The organism is Pseudomonas khavaziana, assembly GCF_036704165.1.
Classification (GTDB): domain Bacteria; phylum Pseudomonadota; class Gammaproteobacteria; order Pseudomonadales; family Pseudomonadaceae; genus Aquipseudomonas; species Aquipseudomonas khavaziana.
Genome location: NZ_CP129946.1, coordinates 1,110,637 through 1,123,410 on the forward strand (window position 1 = coordinate 1,110,637; position 12,774 = coordinate 1,123,410).

Here is a 12,774-nt window from a genome sequence, read left to right on the forward strand (position 1 = left end):
AGAGCAAGCCACCTCCCACATTTGAATCTCGCTCCGACCCAGACCAATATTAAAACCCAGGTGTAGACTGCTCACTCGGCAGCAAGCTTTTTGTAGAGGAAGTGCATCCGTGATCAGTGCAGCTGTTCTGGCGCCATCGACCCTCGGCATCGGTTGGCTGTTGTATGCGCCCGTGGTGGTATGGGCGGTGCTGCGCTCGCCGTGGGTCGAGTTGTTCGCCGACCGACGGCGCCAGCACTTACTGTTCGGCACGGTGTTCGCGCTGTTCATGCTGTGGCTGGTGCGACGGGATTTCGATACCGGGGTCTCTTACCACTTTATCGGCATGACCGCCGTCACCTTGCTGCTGGATTGGCCGCTGGCAATCGTCGGTGGGTTTGCCGCTCAGCTCGGCCTCATGCTGTTGGGGCGCCAGGACCTGGCAGCGCTCGGAGTCAATGGCCTGCTCCTGATCGGGTTGCCGGTGCTGGTCACCGAAGGCTGTGCGCTGCTGGTCGAGCGGGCACAACCGCGAAACCCCTTTGTGTATATCTTCTGTTCCGGTTTTTTTGCCGCAGCGCTGTCGGCCTTGCTGTGCCTGTTGGCCGGGCTGGGTTTGTTGTGGTTTGACGGCCGCTTTGCGATGCCGCAATGGCTGGAAGATTTTGTGGGCTACCTGTGGCTGATCATCTTTCCCGAAGCGTTTATCAACGGCATGGTCATCAGCGCATTAGTGGTGTTCTGCCCGGAATGGCTGGAAACCTTCAACCGTACCCGCTACCTCTCGGCGCCTTGGAAGGACGACGATTCACGGCGTTGATCCAGGTCAAATGCCGGGCAACGGCGCAGGTCCATGCTCTGCAAAATTTTCAGGAGCACGGATCATGAGTGTGTATGAGTGGGCACGGCAGGAGTTGCGCAGAAGCCAGGATGCGGCGCAGGAAATCGGTTTTGACCCAGGCTTGACCTTGCGCGCCATGCTCAGCGCGGTGGTGCAGCAAAGCAAGGGCGTACGCAGTTTTGAAGACCTGGCCGACGAGCTGCAATACCTCGCAGAAAACCTCGACGACCAGCAGGAATATGCCTTTATGCGGCCTTAGTGGCGCGGTGGCAGGTCTTCGGAAAACAGCTCGTCTTCGGCATCCGGGGCCACGGGGATCTTGTGTTCCTCGGCGGCCCAGGCGCCCAGGTCGATGAGTTTGCAACGGTCCGAGCAGAACGGCCGGTTGAGGTTTTCCGTTTTCCATTCCACGGGGGCGCCGCAGGTTGGGCAATCGACGGTCAAGGGTTGGCTCATGATCGGCCTCCACGCAAAGTAAGGTAAAAATGGTGCAGTCGTTCGACCTCGCCATGCAGCCAGGCAAGGTCCTGGTCATTGACCAGTACATCATCGGCATGGTTCAGGCGGTCTTCGCGGCTGGACTGGGCCTTGAGAATCGCCTGCACCTGTCGTTCGCTGATGCCATCGCGCTGCAGGGTACGCTGAATCTGCAGCGATTGCGGCACGTCGATCACCAGGATGCGCTGGGTCATGCTGTATTGGCCTGACTCGATCAGCAGCGGTGACACCAGGATCGCGTAAGGCGAACGGGCGCGCGCCAAGTGACTGCGAATTTCCTCGGCGATCAACGGGTGAAGCAGGGCTTCCAGCCACAGGCGTTCTTCGGGGACCTCAAAGATCAGTTTCCGCAGCGCGGCGCGGTCCAGCTGGCCGTCAGGATGCAGCACGCCGCTGCCGAAATGCTCGGCGATGCGTGCCAGTGCCGGTCGGCCAGGCTCCACAACCCAGCGGGCAGCATGATCGGCATCCACCAGGTCGATGCCCAGCTTGATAAAGTGCTCGGCCGCAGCGCTTTTGCCGCTGCCAATGCCGCCCGTGAGGCCAAGAATCCAGGGTGTTGCGACAGAAGTGGTCATCTGAAACCGACAGACTGCAAATAGAAGTCGGTTATTTGACCACCCCAGAGCAATGCAATCCAGCCGGCAATTGCCAGGCAGGGACCAAATGGCATCGGTGCTGACACCGGGGCCTTGCGCAAACGCAATAGAATCAGCCCGGCAATCAAGCCCAACAGTGAGGCCATCAGCAATGTCATTGGCAGTATCTGCCACCCACCCCAGGCCCCCAGTAATGCCAATAACTTGAAGTCGCCATGGCCCATGCCATCTTTACCGGTGACCAGCTTGAACAGCCAGAACACGCTCCACAGGCTCATGTAGCCAATGACCGCACCCCACAGCGCATCGGGCAAGGTCGCCAGCAGGTCGGCGCTGTTGAGGATGAGTCCCAGCCATAGCAGCGGCAGCACCAGCGCATCCGGTAACAATTGATGGTCGAGATCAATCAGGCTCAGGCCCAGTAAGCCCCAGCTCAACAACAGCACCGCGCCGGCCTGCCAGCCAAAACCGAAGTGCCAGGCAACAGTGGCCGAGATCAACGCACAGGTCAGCTCGGTTAAGGGATAACGAAGGCTGATAGGCTCACGGCAATGGGCACAACGCCCCCTGAGCAACAGGTAGCTGAGCAGTGGAATATTTTCCCAGGGCCGAATCGGCTGTTCGCAACGGGTGCAGCAGGAATTCGGGCGCATCAGGTTATAGGCCGGCCCGGCGGATGCGGCAGGCAAACCGAGGATCTCATGGGCCTGGGCACGCCATTCGCGCTCGAGCATTTTTGGCAGCCGCCACACCAGCACATTGAGGAAACTGCCGACGATCAGGCCCAGCACCAGTGCCATGGCGACGAAAAACCAGGATTGTTCAGTCAGCAGCAGGATCAAAATGCCGTACCCAGTTGAAAGACCGGCAGGTACATGGCGATCACCAGTGCCCCGACAATGCCCCCCAGTACCACCATGATCAGCGGTTCCATCAGGCTGGTGAGGTTATCGACCAAGGTGTCCACGTCCGCCTCGTAGTGGTTCGCGACTTTTTCCAACATCCGGTCCAGCGTCCCGGATTCTTCACCGATGGCCGTCATCTGGATCGCCATGCCTGGAAACAGGCCGCTGCCGGCCATGGAGTGGTTCAATTGCATGCCTGTGGATACATCGTGGCGCATACGTTCAATTGCCTGTTTGAATGGTCCATTGCCGACGGCGCCGGCCACCGAGCCCAATGCCTGCACGAGGGGCACGCCCGCTGCAAAGGTGGTTGAAAGCGTGCGGGCGTAACGAGCGACCGCAGAGTTGTGCAGCAGTTTGCCTGCCAGGGGTATTTTCAACAAACCCGCTTGCAGCCGATGGCGAAAGCCTGGGTAAGCTCGGTAAGCCTGGCGCAGCCCTGCCAGCGACGCACCCAAGCCCAGCGCCAGCACCCACCACGCCTGTTGCAGGAATTCGGACAGGGCAATGACCGCCAAGGTAAACCCGGGCAATTGGCTGTCGACGCCGGCGAACAGGTTCTGGAATTGTGGCACTACGTGTATCAACAGCACCGCGCTGACCAGTGTGGCAACCACCAGTACCGCGACAGGGTAGGTCATGGCCTTTTTGATCCTGGCTTTGAGCCGTTGGCTTTTTTCCAGGTGAATCGCCACGCGCTCCAGTAGGGTTTCCAGGGCACCTGCCTGTTCCCCGGCGGCGACCAGGTTGCAGTACAGATCGTCGAAATAACGTGGATGTTGGCGCAGCGCATCGGCCAAGCTGTTGCCGCTGGCGATCTGCTGTTTCAAAGTATTGACAAGATCACGCACCTGCCGGTTCTCGACGCCCTCGCTGATGATGTCGAAGGCTTGTAGCAACGGGATGCTGGCCTTGAGCAACGTGGCCAACTGGCGGGTGAGCAGGGCGATATCCGCAGGCAATATGCGTGGGGCGAAGATCGGCCGTGATGCGGGCTTCTTGCGCACACGCTCGGGGCAGATCCCTTGCTGGCGCAATTGTGCCTTGATCAGCGCAAGGTCATGACCAGCAATTTGCCCGCACACCCTGCGTCCTTTGCGGTTGATGCCTTCCCAGGCGTAGATCGTTGACGTGTCATTCATGTCGGGTTTGCGCACGCTGCTAATGAGGAATTTAAAGCTTAGTCAGCTAGGGGGGCGGGCAGGCTGGCGTTCAGGAATAAAATGTCAGAATGTGCGTCCTGTACGCGATTGGCCGCGCGGGCATGAGTACACTGACGCCGTTGCACACTACGGGGCGCAGGAAGTGCCTTGTCATGGTTCTATTCTGGAGAGTGAAAGAGATGCGTCAAAAAGGCTTTACCTTGATCGAGTTGTTAATCGTTGTGGCAATCATCGGCATTTTGGCCACCATCGGTTTGCCCATGTATACCAAGCACCAGGCCAAGGCCAAGTTCACGGCGGGTCTGGCTGAAATCAGCGCGTTGAAGGCTGGCTACGAAGACACCATCAACCAGGGCACCGTGCCGACCCTTGCCCTGATCGGCGGTACCAGTCCCACCGCCAACTGCAAGATCGAGGTGGCAGGCGATGTGGCCTCGGGCGCCGGCTCCATCCGTTGTGAAATTCTCGATGCGCCGGCGCCCGTGCTGGGCAAGACCATTACTCTGACCCGCAGCGCCACCACCGGCTGGACCTGCGACACCACGGTTGAGGCGCAGTACGCTGCCAAAGGCTGTGGCGCCAACGGCGCGTAACGCCTCCGGGCGGTAAGCGAGCCAGTTGCTGCATGCCCGATGCAGTGCTAGCTTTAGCCCACCGCCCGTGTAGCTCAGCCGGTAGAGCAGCGCACTCGTAACGCGAAGGTCGCAGGTTCGATTCCTGTCTCGGGCACCAAGGCACCACCGCTTCAAAGGCAATGTTTTCAGATGATCCCAGAATGGTTCTGAAGGCCAGACGAGCCGGCATTCGTGCCCGCTCTTTTGTATCTGCGCAACCTTGATGACCCAGATGCATCCCCATTCCTCGATCTAAGAGAACGACATGACCACGACTGAGATGACCCAGGAAGTTCGGCACCAAGCAGCTCTCGAAAAATATCTCGAGGAGTCGCCGCAGCTTAAAGAAGAGATCAAGGAACTGAGCGCTGACGACCAGCGTGACCAGATCCAGTGGGCATTCGAAGATGAGGCCGAGAGCCAGGGCTACCAGCCTTGGGAACTGACCCTCAAGTACACCTCGACGCCTGAGGAGTTTGAAGCCGCACGGCTGGCCTTGCACAAAGAGGCGGCCGAAGTGCTGGGTGTCGATTGGGACGAGTACTGCGAGATGAATAACCTAGTAGTTTAAAAGCAGCCTGTAGGAGCGAGCTTGCTCGCGAAAAACTCAAGGGCACCGCGGGCGATCAAAGTCCACGCGTTATCGTTAACGTTTTTCGCGAGCAAGCTCGCTCCTACAATCAAGGCACTTTAGATACTCAGACGCATCGACAGATCCACCGCCTTCACATCCTTGGTCATCGCGCCAATGGAGATGTAGTCCACGCCGGTTTCAGCGATAGGCAGCAGCGTGGTTTCGTTGATCCCGCCGCTGGCTTCCAGCTTGGCCTTGCCGGCGGTCAGGCGCACGGCTTCGCGCATGTCGTCCAGGCTCAGTTCGTCCAGCATGATGATATCGGCACCTGCCTCCAGGGCTTCGCGCAATTCTTCCAGGCTTTCCACTTCGATTTCCACCGGCTTGCCCGGGGCGATCTTGTGGGCGGCCGCGATGGCCTGGGTAATACCTCCACAGGCGGCGATGTGGTTTTCCTTGATCAGGAACGCGTCATACAGCCCGATGCGGTGATTATGGCAACCGCCGCAGGTGACTGCGTACTTCTGGGCCAGGCGCAGGCCCGGCAATGTCTTGCGGGTGTCCAGCAGCTTGACCTGGGTACTGCCAACAAAGTCCGCCAGGAACTGCGCACGAGTGGCGACGCCTGACAGCATCTGCAGGAAATTCAGCGCACAGCGTTCACCGCTGAGCAGCGAGCGTGCCGGGCCTTCAAGGTGGAACAACGCCTGGTTGGGGTTGACCCGTTCACCGTCGGCCACCTGCCAATGCACGGCTACCCGAGGGTCCAGTTGGCGGAACACCGCATCCACCCACGCCGTACCGGCGATAACGGCCGCCTCGCGGGTAATGATCGTCGCCTTGGCCAGCCGTTCGACCGGGATCAACTGCGCGGTGATGTCGCCGCTGCCGATGTCTTCCAGGAGCGCGCGGCGCACGTTGGCTTCAATTTCAGCGGTGAGGTCGGCAAGACGGAGGTTCGGCATAACAGGCTCCACAAACAAAGTGCCTCGATTATAGGGGCTGCGTGCGTTTGAACCCAGGCTCGCCACTCAATTACCGCGCAAAGGCATAGTTTGCTGGCGCAACTACCCTCATTTGCAAGATAATCTCGCGCCTTGCGATTGGCGTCATAGCTTTGACGTCCTGGTGGTAGCCGGGTGTTTGCAGTGCCTCCCGGGCCTGCCCCCGTTCTTTCCCCCTCTCAACACCGCCGTTTCAGGAGGCCAGGATGCACAATGACGGAAAGGTGGTGCCTTTCAACAGGGCACAGGCCACGCCATCGCCGCTCGCGCGCCTGCCGGTGGTGGTGTTGCAGGTGCGTGACAAGGCCGCGCAACAGTTGCAACAGGGTTTGCAGGAGTTGTTCGATAACGCCGACGACACCCTGTTCGAAATGGCTGACAAGGCCCGTAGCACCGTCGACCATCACATTTTCTTCGAGGCCATGCGCGACCTGCGCCTCAAGCGCAAGAACTTCGAGCGCGTATTCATGGAGCAGTTGTTCGTCGCCTTTGCTGATCTGGGCCTGGCCGGGCGCGGCGACATGCACCTGGTGCCGGTGGTGTCTTACGAAGGTGCGTCCGGTACAAGCGCGGATGAAGCGGAAAAAGCCGTGGCCCTGGAAGCGATGCTCAGTCGAGTACGGCATCGCGATGGGCTGGCACTGGGGCAACTGAGCGCGCGGTTCAGTGAATTGCTTGGCCGGCGCCTGGATGACCACGAGAACCCACTGGGGCCGGCCTTGCTTTGCGAGTTCTTCCTGCAGGCCGGACGCAGCCTGGGGGTGGAGATCCGGGTCAAGCTGATCATGCTCAAGCTATTTGAAAAATATGTGCTCAGCGACGCTGACCTGCTGTACGCCGAAGCCAATCAGTTGCTGGTCGCCACTGGGGTATTGCCCGAAATCAAGGCCGTTCCGTCCCGTCGTTCCGGCGGGCCTGCGACCCGTGAGCAGCACCACGCGAACCAGTCGATCACCGAGCCGCCGTTCGAGCCAAGCGGACAAGAGGCCTTCAGTGCCTTGCAAAAATGGCTGGTGGCCGTGCGTGGCAGCGTAGCGCCGACCCTCGAAGCCAGTACCGAGCCGCAACCCATCGCCACCCGCGACCTGCTGCGCCTGCTGTCGCATTTGCAACAGTACGTCCCGGAGCCCGACGCCGAGGACGATTTCGACCTGCGCAATCAGCTTGAGCAGCTACTGACTCGGGTCAGTGTCAAGAGTGGCAGGTCGCGGGTGCTGGAAGAGGCTGACGAAGATGTAATCAACCTGGTCGCCTTGCTGTTTGAGTTCATTCGCGATGACCCCAGCGTGCCGGATGCTTTCAAGGGTTTGATTGCCCGCTTGCAGATTCCGATGCTGAAAGTCGCGGTGTTGGACAAAAGCCTGTTCAGCTGCGCGAACCATCCGGTGCGACGCTTGCTCAATGAAATCGCGAACGCCGCCATGGGATGGAGCCCGCCGGGGGATAACCCGCACGATTACCTCTACCTGCGTATCGAACAGGTCGTACAGCGGTTGCTGAATGAGTTTGTCGAAGACACGGCAATTTTTTCCCAGCTACTGGCGCAGTTCAGCGTGTTTACCGCCGATGAGCGCAGGCGTAGTGAGTTGCTGGAGCGGCACACCCATGAAACCGAGCAAGAGCGCCTGCGTACCGAGGCTGCTCGCCAGCGTGTGGCGCAAGTGATCAATCGACGGACTATGGGTAAAATCTTGCCGCAGTTTTTGCTGCACTTCCTGCAGCAGGCCTGGAGCCAGGTGCTGTTGTTGACCACGCTCAAGCACGGTGAACAGTCCCTGCCATGGCAAACGGCACTGCGCACCATGGATGAGTTGATCTGGAGTGCTGGCCTGCAGGAAGACACCGAGGCAGGTCGGCGTTTGCTCGAGCAGTTACCTGGGTTGCTCAAGGCATTGCGCGACGGTCTGGCCAGCGCGGCGTTCGATTCGTTCAGCACCCGTGAGTTTTTCCTGCAGTTGCAGGCTATGCATGTGCAGCCGTCAGGGGGCGTCGATGTAATGGTCGAAGTCCGCGAGCCTTTCGTCTTCAACTCGGACCTGTCGACCTCCCTCGAGCCTCTGGCTCATGATGATCCCGACCTGCTCACGGCCCAGCAGTTGCGGATTGGCACCTGGATTGAGCTGCAGCAAAACGACGCCCCCATCCTGCGCTGCAAGTTGACGGCAATCATGGCGCCTGCCAATACCTATGTGTTTGTCAGTCGCATGGGGCTCAAGGTTCTGGAGCAAACCGCCGGGCAATTGGCCCTGGCCCTCAAGCGTGGCACGCTACGCACGCTGGATGATGGCTTGCTGTTCGAACGTGCGCTGGCTGCGGTGGTGGGTAACCTGCGTCAACTCAATCGCGGCAAGTGATCGCAACCGCAGGGCGGAACGCGGCATACTGGTAACACTTAGTCTCATTCAAGGAGCCTGTATGCAGTTGGACCCCGCCAGCGGCTGGTGCCAGGGCATTCGTCACTGCCCTTCGCCCAACTTCAACGAGCGCCCGGAAGGCGAAATCTCGCTGTTGGTGGTGCACAACATCAGCTTGCCGCCGGCTCAGTTCGCCACTGGCAAGGTGCAGGAGTTTTTCCAGAATCGCCTGAATATCTCGGAACATCCCTACTTTGAGGGGATTGCACACCTACGTGTATCTGCGCATTTTCTGATTGAGCGTGACGGCATTGTGACGCAATTTGTTTCTTGTCGGGAACGAGCCTGGCATGCAGGTGTTTCCAGCTTCGAGGGCCGCGAAGTGTGCAACGATTTCTCCCTGGGGATCGAGCTGGAGGGCACTGACGAACTACCATTTACCGATGTCCAGTACAGGTCGCTGATCGACCTGACACGCCAGCTGCTGGCGGCCTACCCGAAGATTACCCAACAACGTATTTGTGGTCACAGCGACATCGCTCCGGGACGCAAGACCGACCCGGGCCCCGCTTTTGATTGGACGCGCTTTCTTAGCGCCCTGCAGGATGGAGGACACGAACAATGAGTTTCCTGGTGTTGGTGCTGGCGGTCTGGATCGAGAAATTCTCGGCCTTGCGCCTGCGGCTGCAGCGCGATGGCGGTTGGCTGCGTGAGCTGGCCAGGCTGGAGTCGAGCTCGCGCATGGGCAAGCGTCCCTGGCTGATCCTGCTGGTCATGGTGCTGCTGCCCGTGGCGTTGCTGGCGCTGTTGCTGCTGGTGCTGGAGCCGGTGGCCTATGGCCTGCTGGCATTGCCGGTGCACTTGTTGGTGGTGATCTATAGCCTGGGCCGTGGTGATCTGTTGGCAGGGCTGGGTCCGTTTCGTGACGCCTGGCGGCGCGGTGACCTGCAGGCTGCCGAACACGTGGCCGAGCGCGATCTGAAGCTGGGCGCCGACAGTGGCGAGCAATTGCTGGAGCGCGTCCAAGGCTACTTGCTGTGGCAGGCGTATCAGAGTTTTTTTGCGGTGATTTTCTGGTATTTCCTGCTCGGCCCGGTGGCCGCTTTGGCCTATCGCCTGTTGGCGCTGGCCAGCGAACATAGCCAGAACCCCTTGGTGGCCGAGCGCGCCACGCAATTGCGTCACGCGTTTGACTGGTTGCCGGTACGCCTATTGGCGGCGAGTTTTGCCTTGGTGGGCAATTTCGTCGGGGTCAGCCGTGTGATGCTCCACGAACTGCTGAGCTGGGACATCAGCGCTGCACAACTGATGGAAAAAGTCGGGCTGGCCGCTGCCGAAATTCCGCCGCCGGTGGTGGGTGCTGATGGCATCAACAGCCTGGATCGCCTGTGGGAGCTGCTGCTGCGTGCGGCGGTGCTGTGGTATGCCGGCTTTGCCATCTGGACCGTGTTGCCCTAAACATTGCGGGAGGGAGGCTTGCTCCCGATCTAACTGATGCGCCGCGATCAAAATGTGGGAGGGGCGGTGCGACGATTCGACTTGCCCCCGATGGCGGCCTGACAGCCGACCAGGATGTTGGATCAGACCGTGTACATATCCATTGCTGCGGTAACGGCGGCTATTGGTTCCGCTTTTACAGCGGGTCACTTTTGAAAAGCGCAAAAGTAACCAAAACGCTCATGCCCCACCACTCGGCACCTCGCCCAGGCTCGGTGTGCCCGTAATCCGCCATGGATTTGGGGGGCCGCCGCCACGCGCCATCCATGGCGCGGGGCGGCTAAACCGGCATCCCTGCCGGTTTACCCCCCAAATCCCTGTCGAATTCCGGCCAGCGTGGTTTAACGGGGCGCCTAAGATCAAAGGCAGATCAAGATCAAGAGCGGCTCGCTTCGCATCGTGGTTACTGGCGGTCGCTATGTCAGGGTTGTGTAGATATCCGTGGCTATCAGGGGCAAGCCCCTCCCACATTGGGTCTCCGGACATGCCGTTAACCTTACGTTACAAAACTCCCTCTCAAATTGAGCTATACAGACAGAGCGCCAAATAGTGGCTATCTGCCGCCGCCCTGCGCCTCAATAAAAATAAAAGAAGGGGAGGTCACCTGTGAAGAGCTTGCTCTATCCCGCCGTCGCGCTGATGAACCGCCTGAGCTTCGGCATGAAGTTCAGCCTGATCAGTGTGCTATTCCTGCTGCCGATGCTGGCGACCAACTACTACCTGGTGCGTGATTCCTGGCGCGAATTCCAAGGCACTCGCATCGAACTCCAGAGCCTTGACCTGCTTGGCAGCAGCCTGGTGTTGCGTCGCGACCTGGAAACCCTCAACAACCAGGTGCAGATCAACGCCACGCTTGGCCAGTCCGGCAAGGCCGCCGACCTTGAGGCGAGAATCAGCGCCCTGGAGCAGAGTGTGCTGGACCGCTTGCAAGCCTTCAGCGCCGTAGCGACCCAGCCCGAGCACGTCAGCGTTTTTGAAAGCAAGCGCGACGAGTTGATCGCCGCGTTCAAGGCGCAGCAACAGGAAAGTTCGTTGCTCAATAAAACGGCGCTGATCGGCAAATTACTTAACCAGGCTCAGATGCTCAGCCAGATTATTGCCAGTCAAGCCGGCTTGAGTCGTGACGCGCAAAGTGATCTACGCCAGCTCTCCGATCTGGTCACCACCGTCACCCCACAAGTCACCCAGGCCCTAGGGGAGGGGCGTGCGATGGGCGCGTACTCCCTGGGCCAAGGCTTTATCAATTCTGCTTCCAGCACACGCTTTGACGAACTGCTGCAGCAGTTGGAAAAACTCCAGGGCGAATATGGCTTGAAACTGCAGGATGCACTGGGCGCCAGCCATGCCGCACACGCGACCCTCGACACCTTGGCACAAGCCAGCCGGGCCAGCCTCAAGCAAGGCAGCGAATTGTTCGAAGAACAGGTGGTGATGGCCGAGACTCTCGACGCAGCGTGGCAAGGCTTTTATGACAGCGTCAGCCAATTGATGGCCAAGACGTATCAACTGGATGACGCCACCTTGGCATTCATCGGGCAGCAACTGGAGCAACGCCTGGCACAAAACCGACTGCACATGGTGCTGCTGGTCGCGGCCCTGGCGGCGGTATTTGCGCTGATTTTCTACTTATATGCAGGCTTCTTCGTTTCCACTCGGACCACCTTGCGTCGCCTGGGGGCAATGATGGACAAAGTGGCGGCAGGTGACATGACGGTCACCTTCGTAGCCCAAAGCCGCGATGAGCTCGGGGACTTGGGCCAGGTGTTCAATGGCACCGTAGCCAAGATCCACGACTTGATCGAGCGCGTCGGGCATACGGTCAGCCAGGTCGAGCTGCAGGCCGGACAGGTTCAGGCGGTTTCGGCACAGAGTAACCAGGCGGTGTCCGGCCAGCGCAGCCAGATCGAACAAGTGGCGACGGCGATGAACCAAATGTCGGCGACTGCCCAGGAGGTGGCGCATAGCGCGGCGGCGGCAGTCAGCAGCGCCCAGAGCGTCAATGATGAAACCGTCAGTGGGCGGGCGCTGGTGCAATCACAGCAAGGCGGCATCGCACGCCTGGCTTCGGAGCTTGATGAGTCGGTGCGGGTGATCAACCAGTTGGCCGCCGACAGCCAGGACATCAGCAGGGTCTTGGAGGTGATCAAGAGCATTGCCGAGCAGACTAACCTGTTGGCGCTCAACGCAGCCATCGAAGCCGCCCGCGCCGGTGAACAGGGCCGAGGTTTTGCCGTGGTGGCCGACGAGGTACGCACCCTGGCCCGGCGCACCCAGCAATCCACCGAAGAAATCGAACAAATGATCAGCCGCTTGCACAGTGGCGTCGGCGCGGCGGTGAAGGCCATGGGCAGCAGCCATGAAATGGCAAGTGGCACGGTGGGGCAGTCGGAAAAAGTCCAGCAAGCCCTGGAGAATATCCTCGGCGCCGTAGGGATGATCGTTGACCAGAACCAGCAGATTGCCGCTGCCGTAGAGCAGCAAACGGCGGTCGCCCAAGACATCGACCAGAATATTGTCGAAATCAATCGCGCTGGCGAGCATGCCGCGCAAGGCGCCCAACAGACCGAAGCGGCCAGCCGGCAATTGTCGGCGCAGGTCATTGAGTTGAAGCAATTGATCGGGGCGTTTCGAGTGTAGGAATTTTCTGTGGGATTGAGCTTCGGATTGCGTGGCGCATATCCTGATTTGTCGGACTGTGTTTTATCGCGGCGTGGTTAGGTGAGAATTTATTTCATCCGTCACGGTC

At 59.7% G+C, this 12,774-nt stretch carries 13 protein-coding genes and 1 tRNA gene; 9 read left to right on the plus strand and 5 right to left on the minus strand.

Going from position 1 to position 12,774, the window contains the following annotated elements; all coding sequences use genetic code 11:
* Positions 1–109: 109 nt before the first annotated feature.
* Entirely contained in the window at positions 110–799 is a 690-nt protein-coding gene (locus QYQ93_RS04885) for an energy-coupling factor ABC transporter permease (protein ID WP_043049310.1), read from the plus strand.
* A gap of 64 nt (positions 800–863) precedes the next feature.
* Positions 864–1,079, plus strand: coding sequence for a hypothetical protein (locus QYQ93_RS04890; RefSeq protein ID WP_003171680.1), 216 nt, complete (start codon positions 864–866; stop codon positions 1,077–1,079).
* Here QYQ93_RS04890 and yacG read toward each other — a convergent pair.
* The 4 genes from yacG to QYQ93_RS04910 are packed head-to-tail and all read right to left on the minus strand — an operon-like array spanning position 1,076 to position 3,964.
* The gene (gene yacG, locus QYQ93_RS04895) at positions 1,076–1,276 is read right to left on the minus strand and encodes a DNA gyrase inhibitor YacG (RefSeq protein ID WP_043049311.1); all 201 of its coding nucleotides are present in this window, start codon (positions 1,274–1,276) and stop codon (positions 1,076–1,078) included. The genes QYQ93_RS04890 and yacG overlap by 4 nt on opposite strands.
* Positions 1,273–1,896 carry a dephospho-CoA kinase gene (coaE, locus tag QYQ93_RS04900; RefSeq protein WP_338476445.1) on the minus strand — a complete coding sequence of 208 codons (624 nt, stop codon included), beginning with the start codon at positions 1,894–1,896 and terminating at the stop codon, positions 1,273–1,275. Before coaE ends, yacG begins: the two co-directional genes overlap by 4 nt.
* On the minus strand, positions 1,893–2,759 hold the full coding sequence (locus QYQ93_RS04905; protein ID WP_338476446.1) for an A24 family peptidase: 867 nt from the start codon (positions 2,757–2,759) through the stop codon (positions 1,893–1,895). Before QYQ93_RS04905 ends, coaE begins: the two co-directional genes overlap by 4 nt.
* On the minus strand, positions 2,756–3,964 hold the full coding sequence (locus tag QYQ93_RS04910; RefSeq protein ID WP_043049314.1) for a type II secretion system F family protein: 1,209 nt from the start codon (positions 3,962–3,964) through the stop codon (positions 2,756–2,758). Before QYQ93_RS04910 ends, QYQ93_RS04905 begins: the two co-directional genes overlap by 4 nt.
* A 200-nt stretch (positions 3,965–4,164) precedes the next feature.
* Here QYQ93_RS04910 and QYQ93_RS04915 point away from each other — a divergent pair, with 200 nt between their 5' ends.
* The 3 genes from QYQ93_RS04915 (at position 4,165) to QYQ93_RS04925 (ending at position 5,170) form a co-directional block, all read left to right on the plus strand.
* Complete coding sequence (locus QYQ93_RS04915; protein WP_043049315.1) at positions 4,165–4,578, plus strand: pilin; 414 nt, start codon at positions 4,165–4,167, stop codon at positions 4,576–4,578.
* Between the two features lie 63 nt (positions 4,579–4,641).
* Positions 4,642–4,717, plus strand: a tRNA-Thr gene (locus tag QYQ93_RS04920).
* A gap of 147 nt (positions 4,718–4,864) precedes the next feature.
* Positions 4,865–5,170, plus strand: coding sequence for a DUF6388 family protein (locus QYQ93_RS04925; RefSeq protein WP_043049316.1), 306 nt, complete (start codon positions 4,865–4,867; stop codon positions 5,168–5,170).
* A gap of 119 nt (positions 5,171–5,289) precedes the next feature.
* On the opposite strand, the gene nadC is transcribed toward QYQ93_RS04925, so the two are convergent.
* A complete protein-coding gene (gene nadC, locus QYQ93_RS04930) occupies positions 5,290–6,138 on the minus strand; it encodes a carboxylating nicotinate-nucleotide diphosphorylase (protein WP_043049317.1) in 849 nt (282 codons plus the stop codon).
* 245 nt (positions 6,139–6,383) lie between these two features.
* Here nadC and QYQ93_RS04935 point away from each other — a divergent pair, with 245 nt between their 5' ends.
* The 4 genes from QYQ93_RS04935 to QYQ93_RS28515 all read left to right on the plus strand — a co-directional run bounded on the left by QYQ93_RS04935 (position 6,384) and on the right by QYQ93_RS28515 (position 12,665).
* Positions 6,384–8,531 carry a DUF1631 domain-containing protein gene (locus QYQ93_RS04935; RefSeq protein WP_338476447.1) on the plus strand — a complete coding sequence of 716 codons (2,148 nt, stop codon included), beginning with the start codon at positions 6,384–6,386 and terminating at the stop codon, positions 8,529–8,531.
* A gap of 61 nt (positions 8,532–8,592) precedes the next feature.
* Positions 8,593–9,156: a 1,6-anhydro-N-acetylmuramyl-L-alanine amidase AmpD gene (gene ampD / locus QYQ93_RS04940; protein ID WP_043049319.1), complete on the plus strand. Its 564-nt coding sequence runs from the start codon at positions 8,593–8,595 to the stop codon at positions 9,154–9,156.
* Positions 9,153–9,989 carry a regulatory signaling modulator protein AmpE gene (gene ampE, locus QYQ93_RS04945; RefSeq protein WP_338476448.1) on the plus strand — a complete coding sequence of 279 codons (837 nt, stop codon included), beginning with the start codon at positions 9,153–9,155 and terminating at the stop codon, positions 9,987–9,989. The genes ampD and ampE overlap by 4 nt, the downstream gene beginning before the upstream one ends.
* A gap of 1,971 nt (positions 9,990–11,960) precedes the next feature.
* Positions 11,961–12,665, plus strand: coding sequence for a methyl-accepting chemotaxis protein (locus QYQ93_RS28515; RefSeq protein WP_419178672.1), 705 nt, complete (start codon positions 11,961–11,963; stop codon positions 12,663–12,665).
* Positions 12,666–12,774 lie beyond the last annotated feature (109 nt).

Bases quoted from the DNA above. Each gene is read 5' to 3' on its own strand.
- QYQ93_RS04890 (WP_003171680.1), top strand. From the start codon at position 864: ATGAGTGTGTATGAGTGGGCACGGCAGGAGTTGCGCAGAAGCCAGGAT.
- yacG (WP_043049311.1), bottom strand. From the start codon at position 1,276: ATGAGCCAACCCTTGACCGTCGATTGCCCAACCTGCGGCGCCCCCGTG.
- QYQ93_RS28515 (WP_419178672.1), top strand. From the start codon at position 11,961: ATGTCGGCGACTGCCCAGGAGGTGGCGCATAGCGCGGCGGCGGCAGTC.
- QYQ93_RS04910 (WP_043049314.1), bottom strand. From the start codon at position 3,964: ATGAATGACACGTCAACGATCTACGCCTGGGAAGGCATCAACCGCAAA.
- QYQ93_RS04935 (WP_338476447.1), top strand. From the start codon at position 6,384: ATGCACAATGACGGAAAGGTGGTGCCTTTCAACAGGGCACAGGCCACG.
- QYQ93_RS04915 (WP_043049315.1), top strand. From the start codon at position 4,165: ATGCGTCAAAAAGGCTTTACCTTGATCGAGTTGTTAATCGTTGTGGCA.
- nadC (WP_043049317.1), bottom strand. From the start codon at position 6,138: ATGCCGAACCTCCGTCTTGCCGACCTCACCGCTGAAATTGAAGCCAAC.
- ampD (WP_043049319.1), top strand. From the start codon at position 8,593: ATGCAGTTGGACCCCGCCAGCGGCTGGTGCCAGGGCATTCGTCACTGC.
- ampE (WP_338476448.1), top strand. From the start codon at position 9,153: ATGAGTTTCCTGGTGTTGGTGCTGGCGGTCTGGATCGAGAAATTCTCG.
- QYQ93_RS04925 (WP_043049316.1), top strand. From the start codon at position 4,865: ATGACCACGACTGAGATGACCCAGGAAGTTCGGCACCAAGCAGCTCTC.
- coaE (WP_338476445.1), bottom strand. From the start codon at position 1,896: ATGACCACTTCTGTCGCAACACCCTGGATTCTTGGCCTCACGGGCGGC.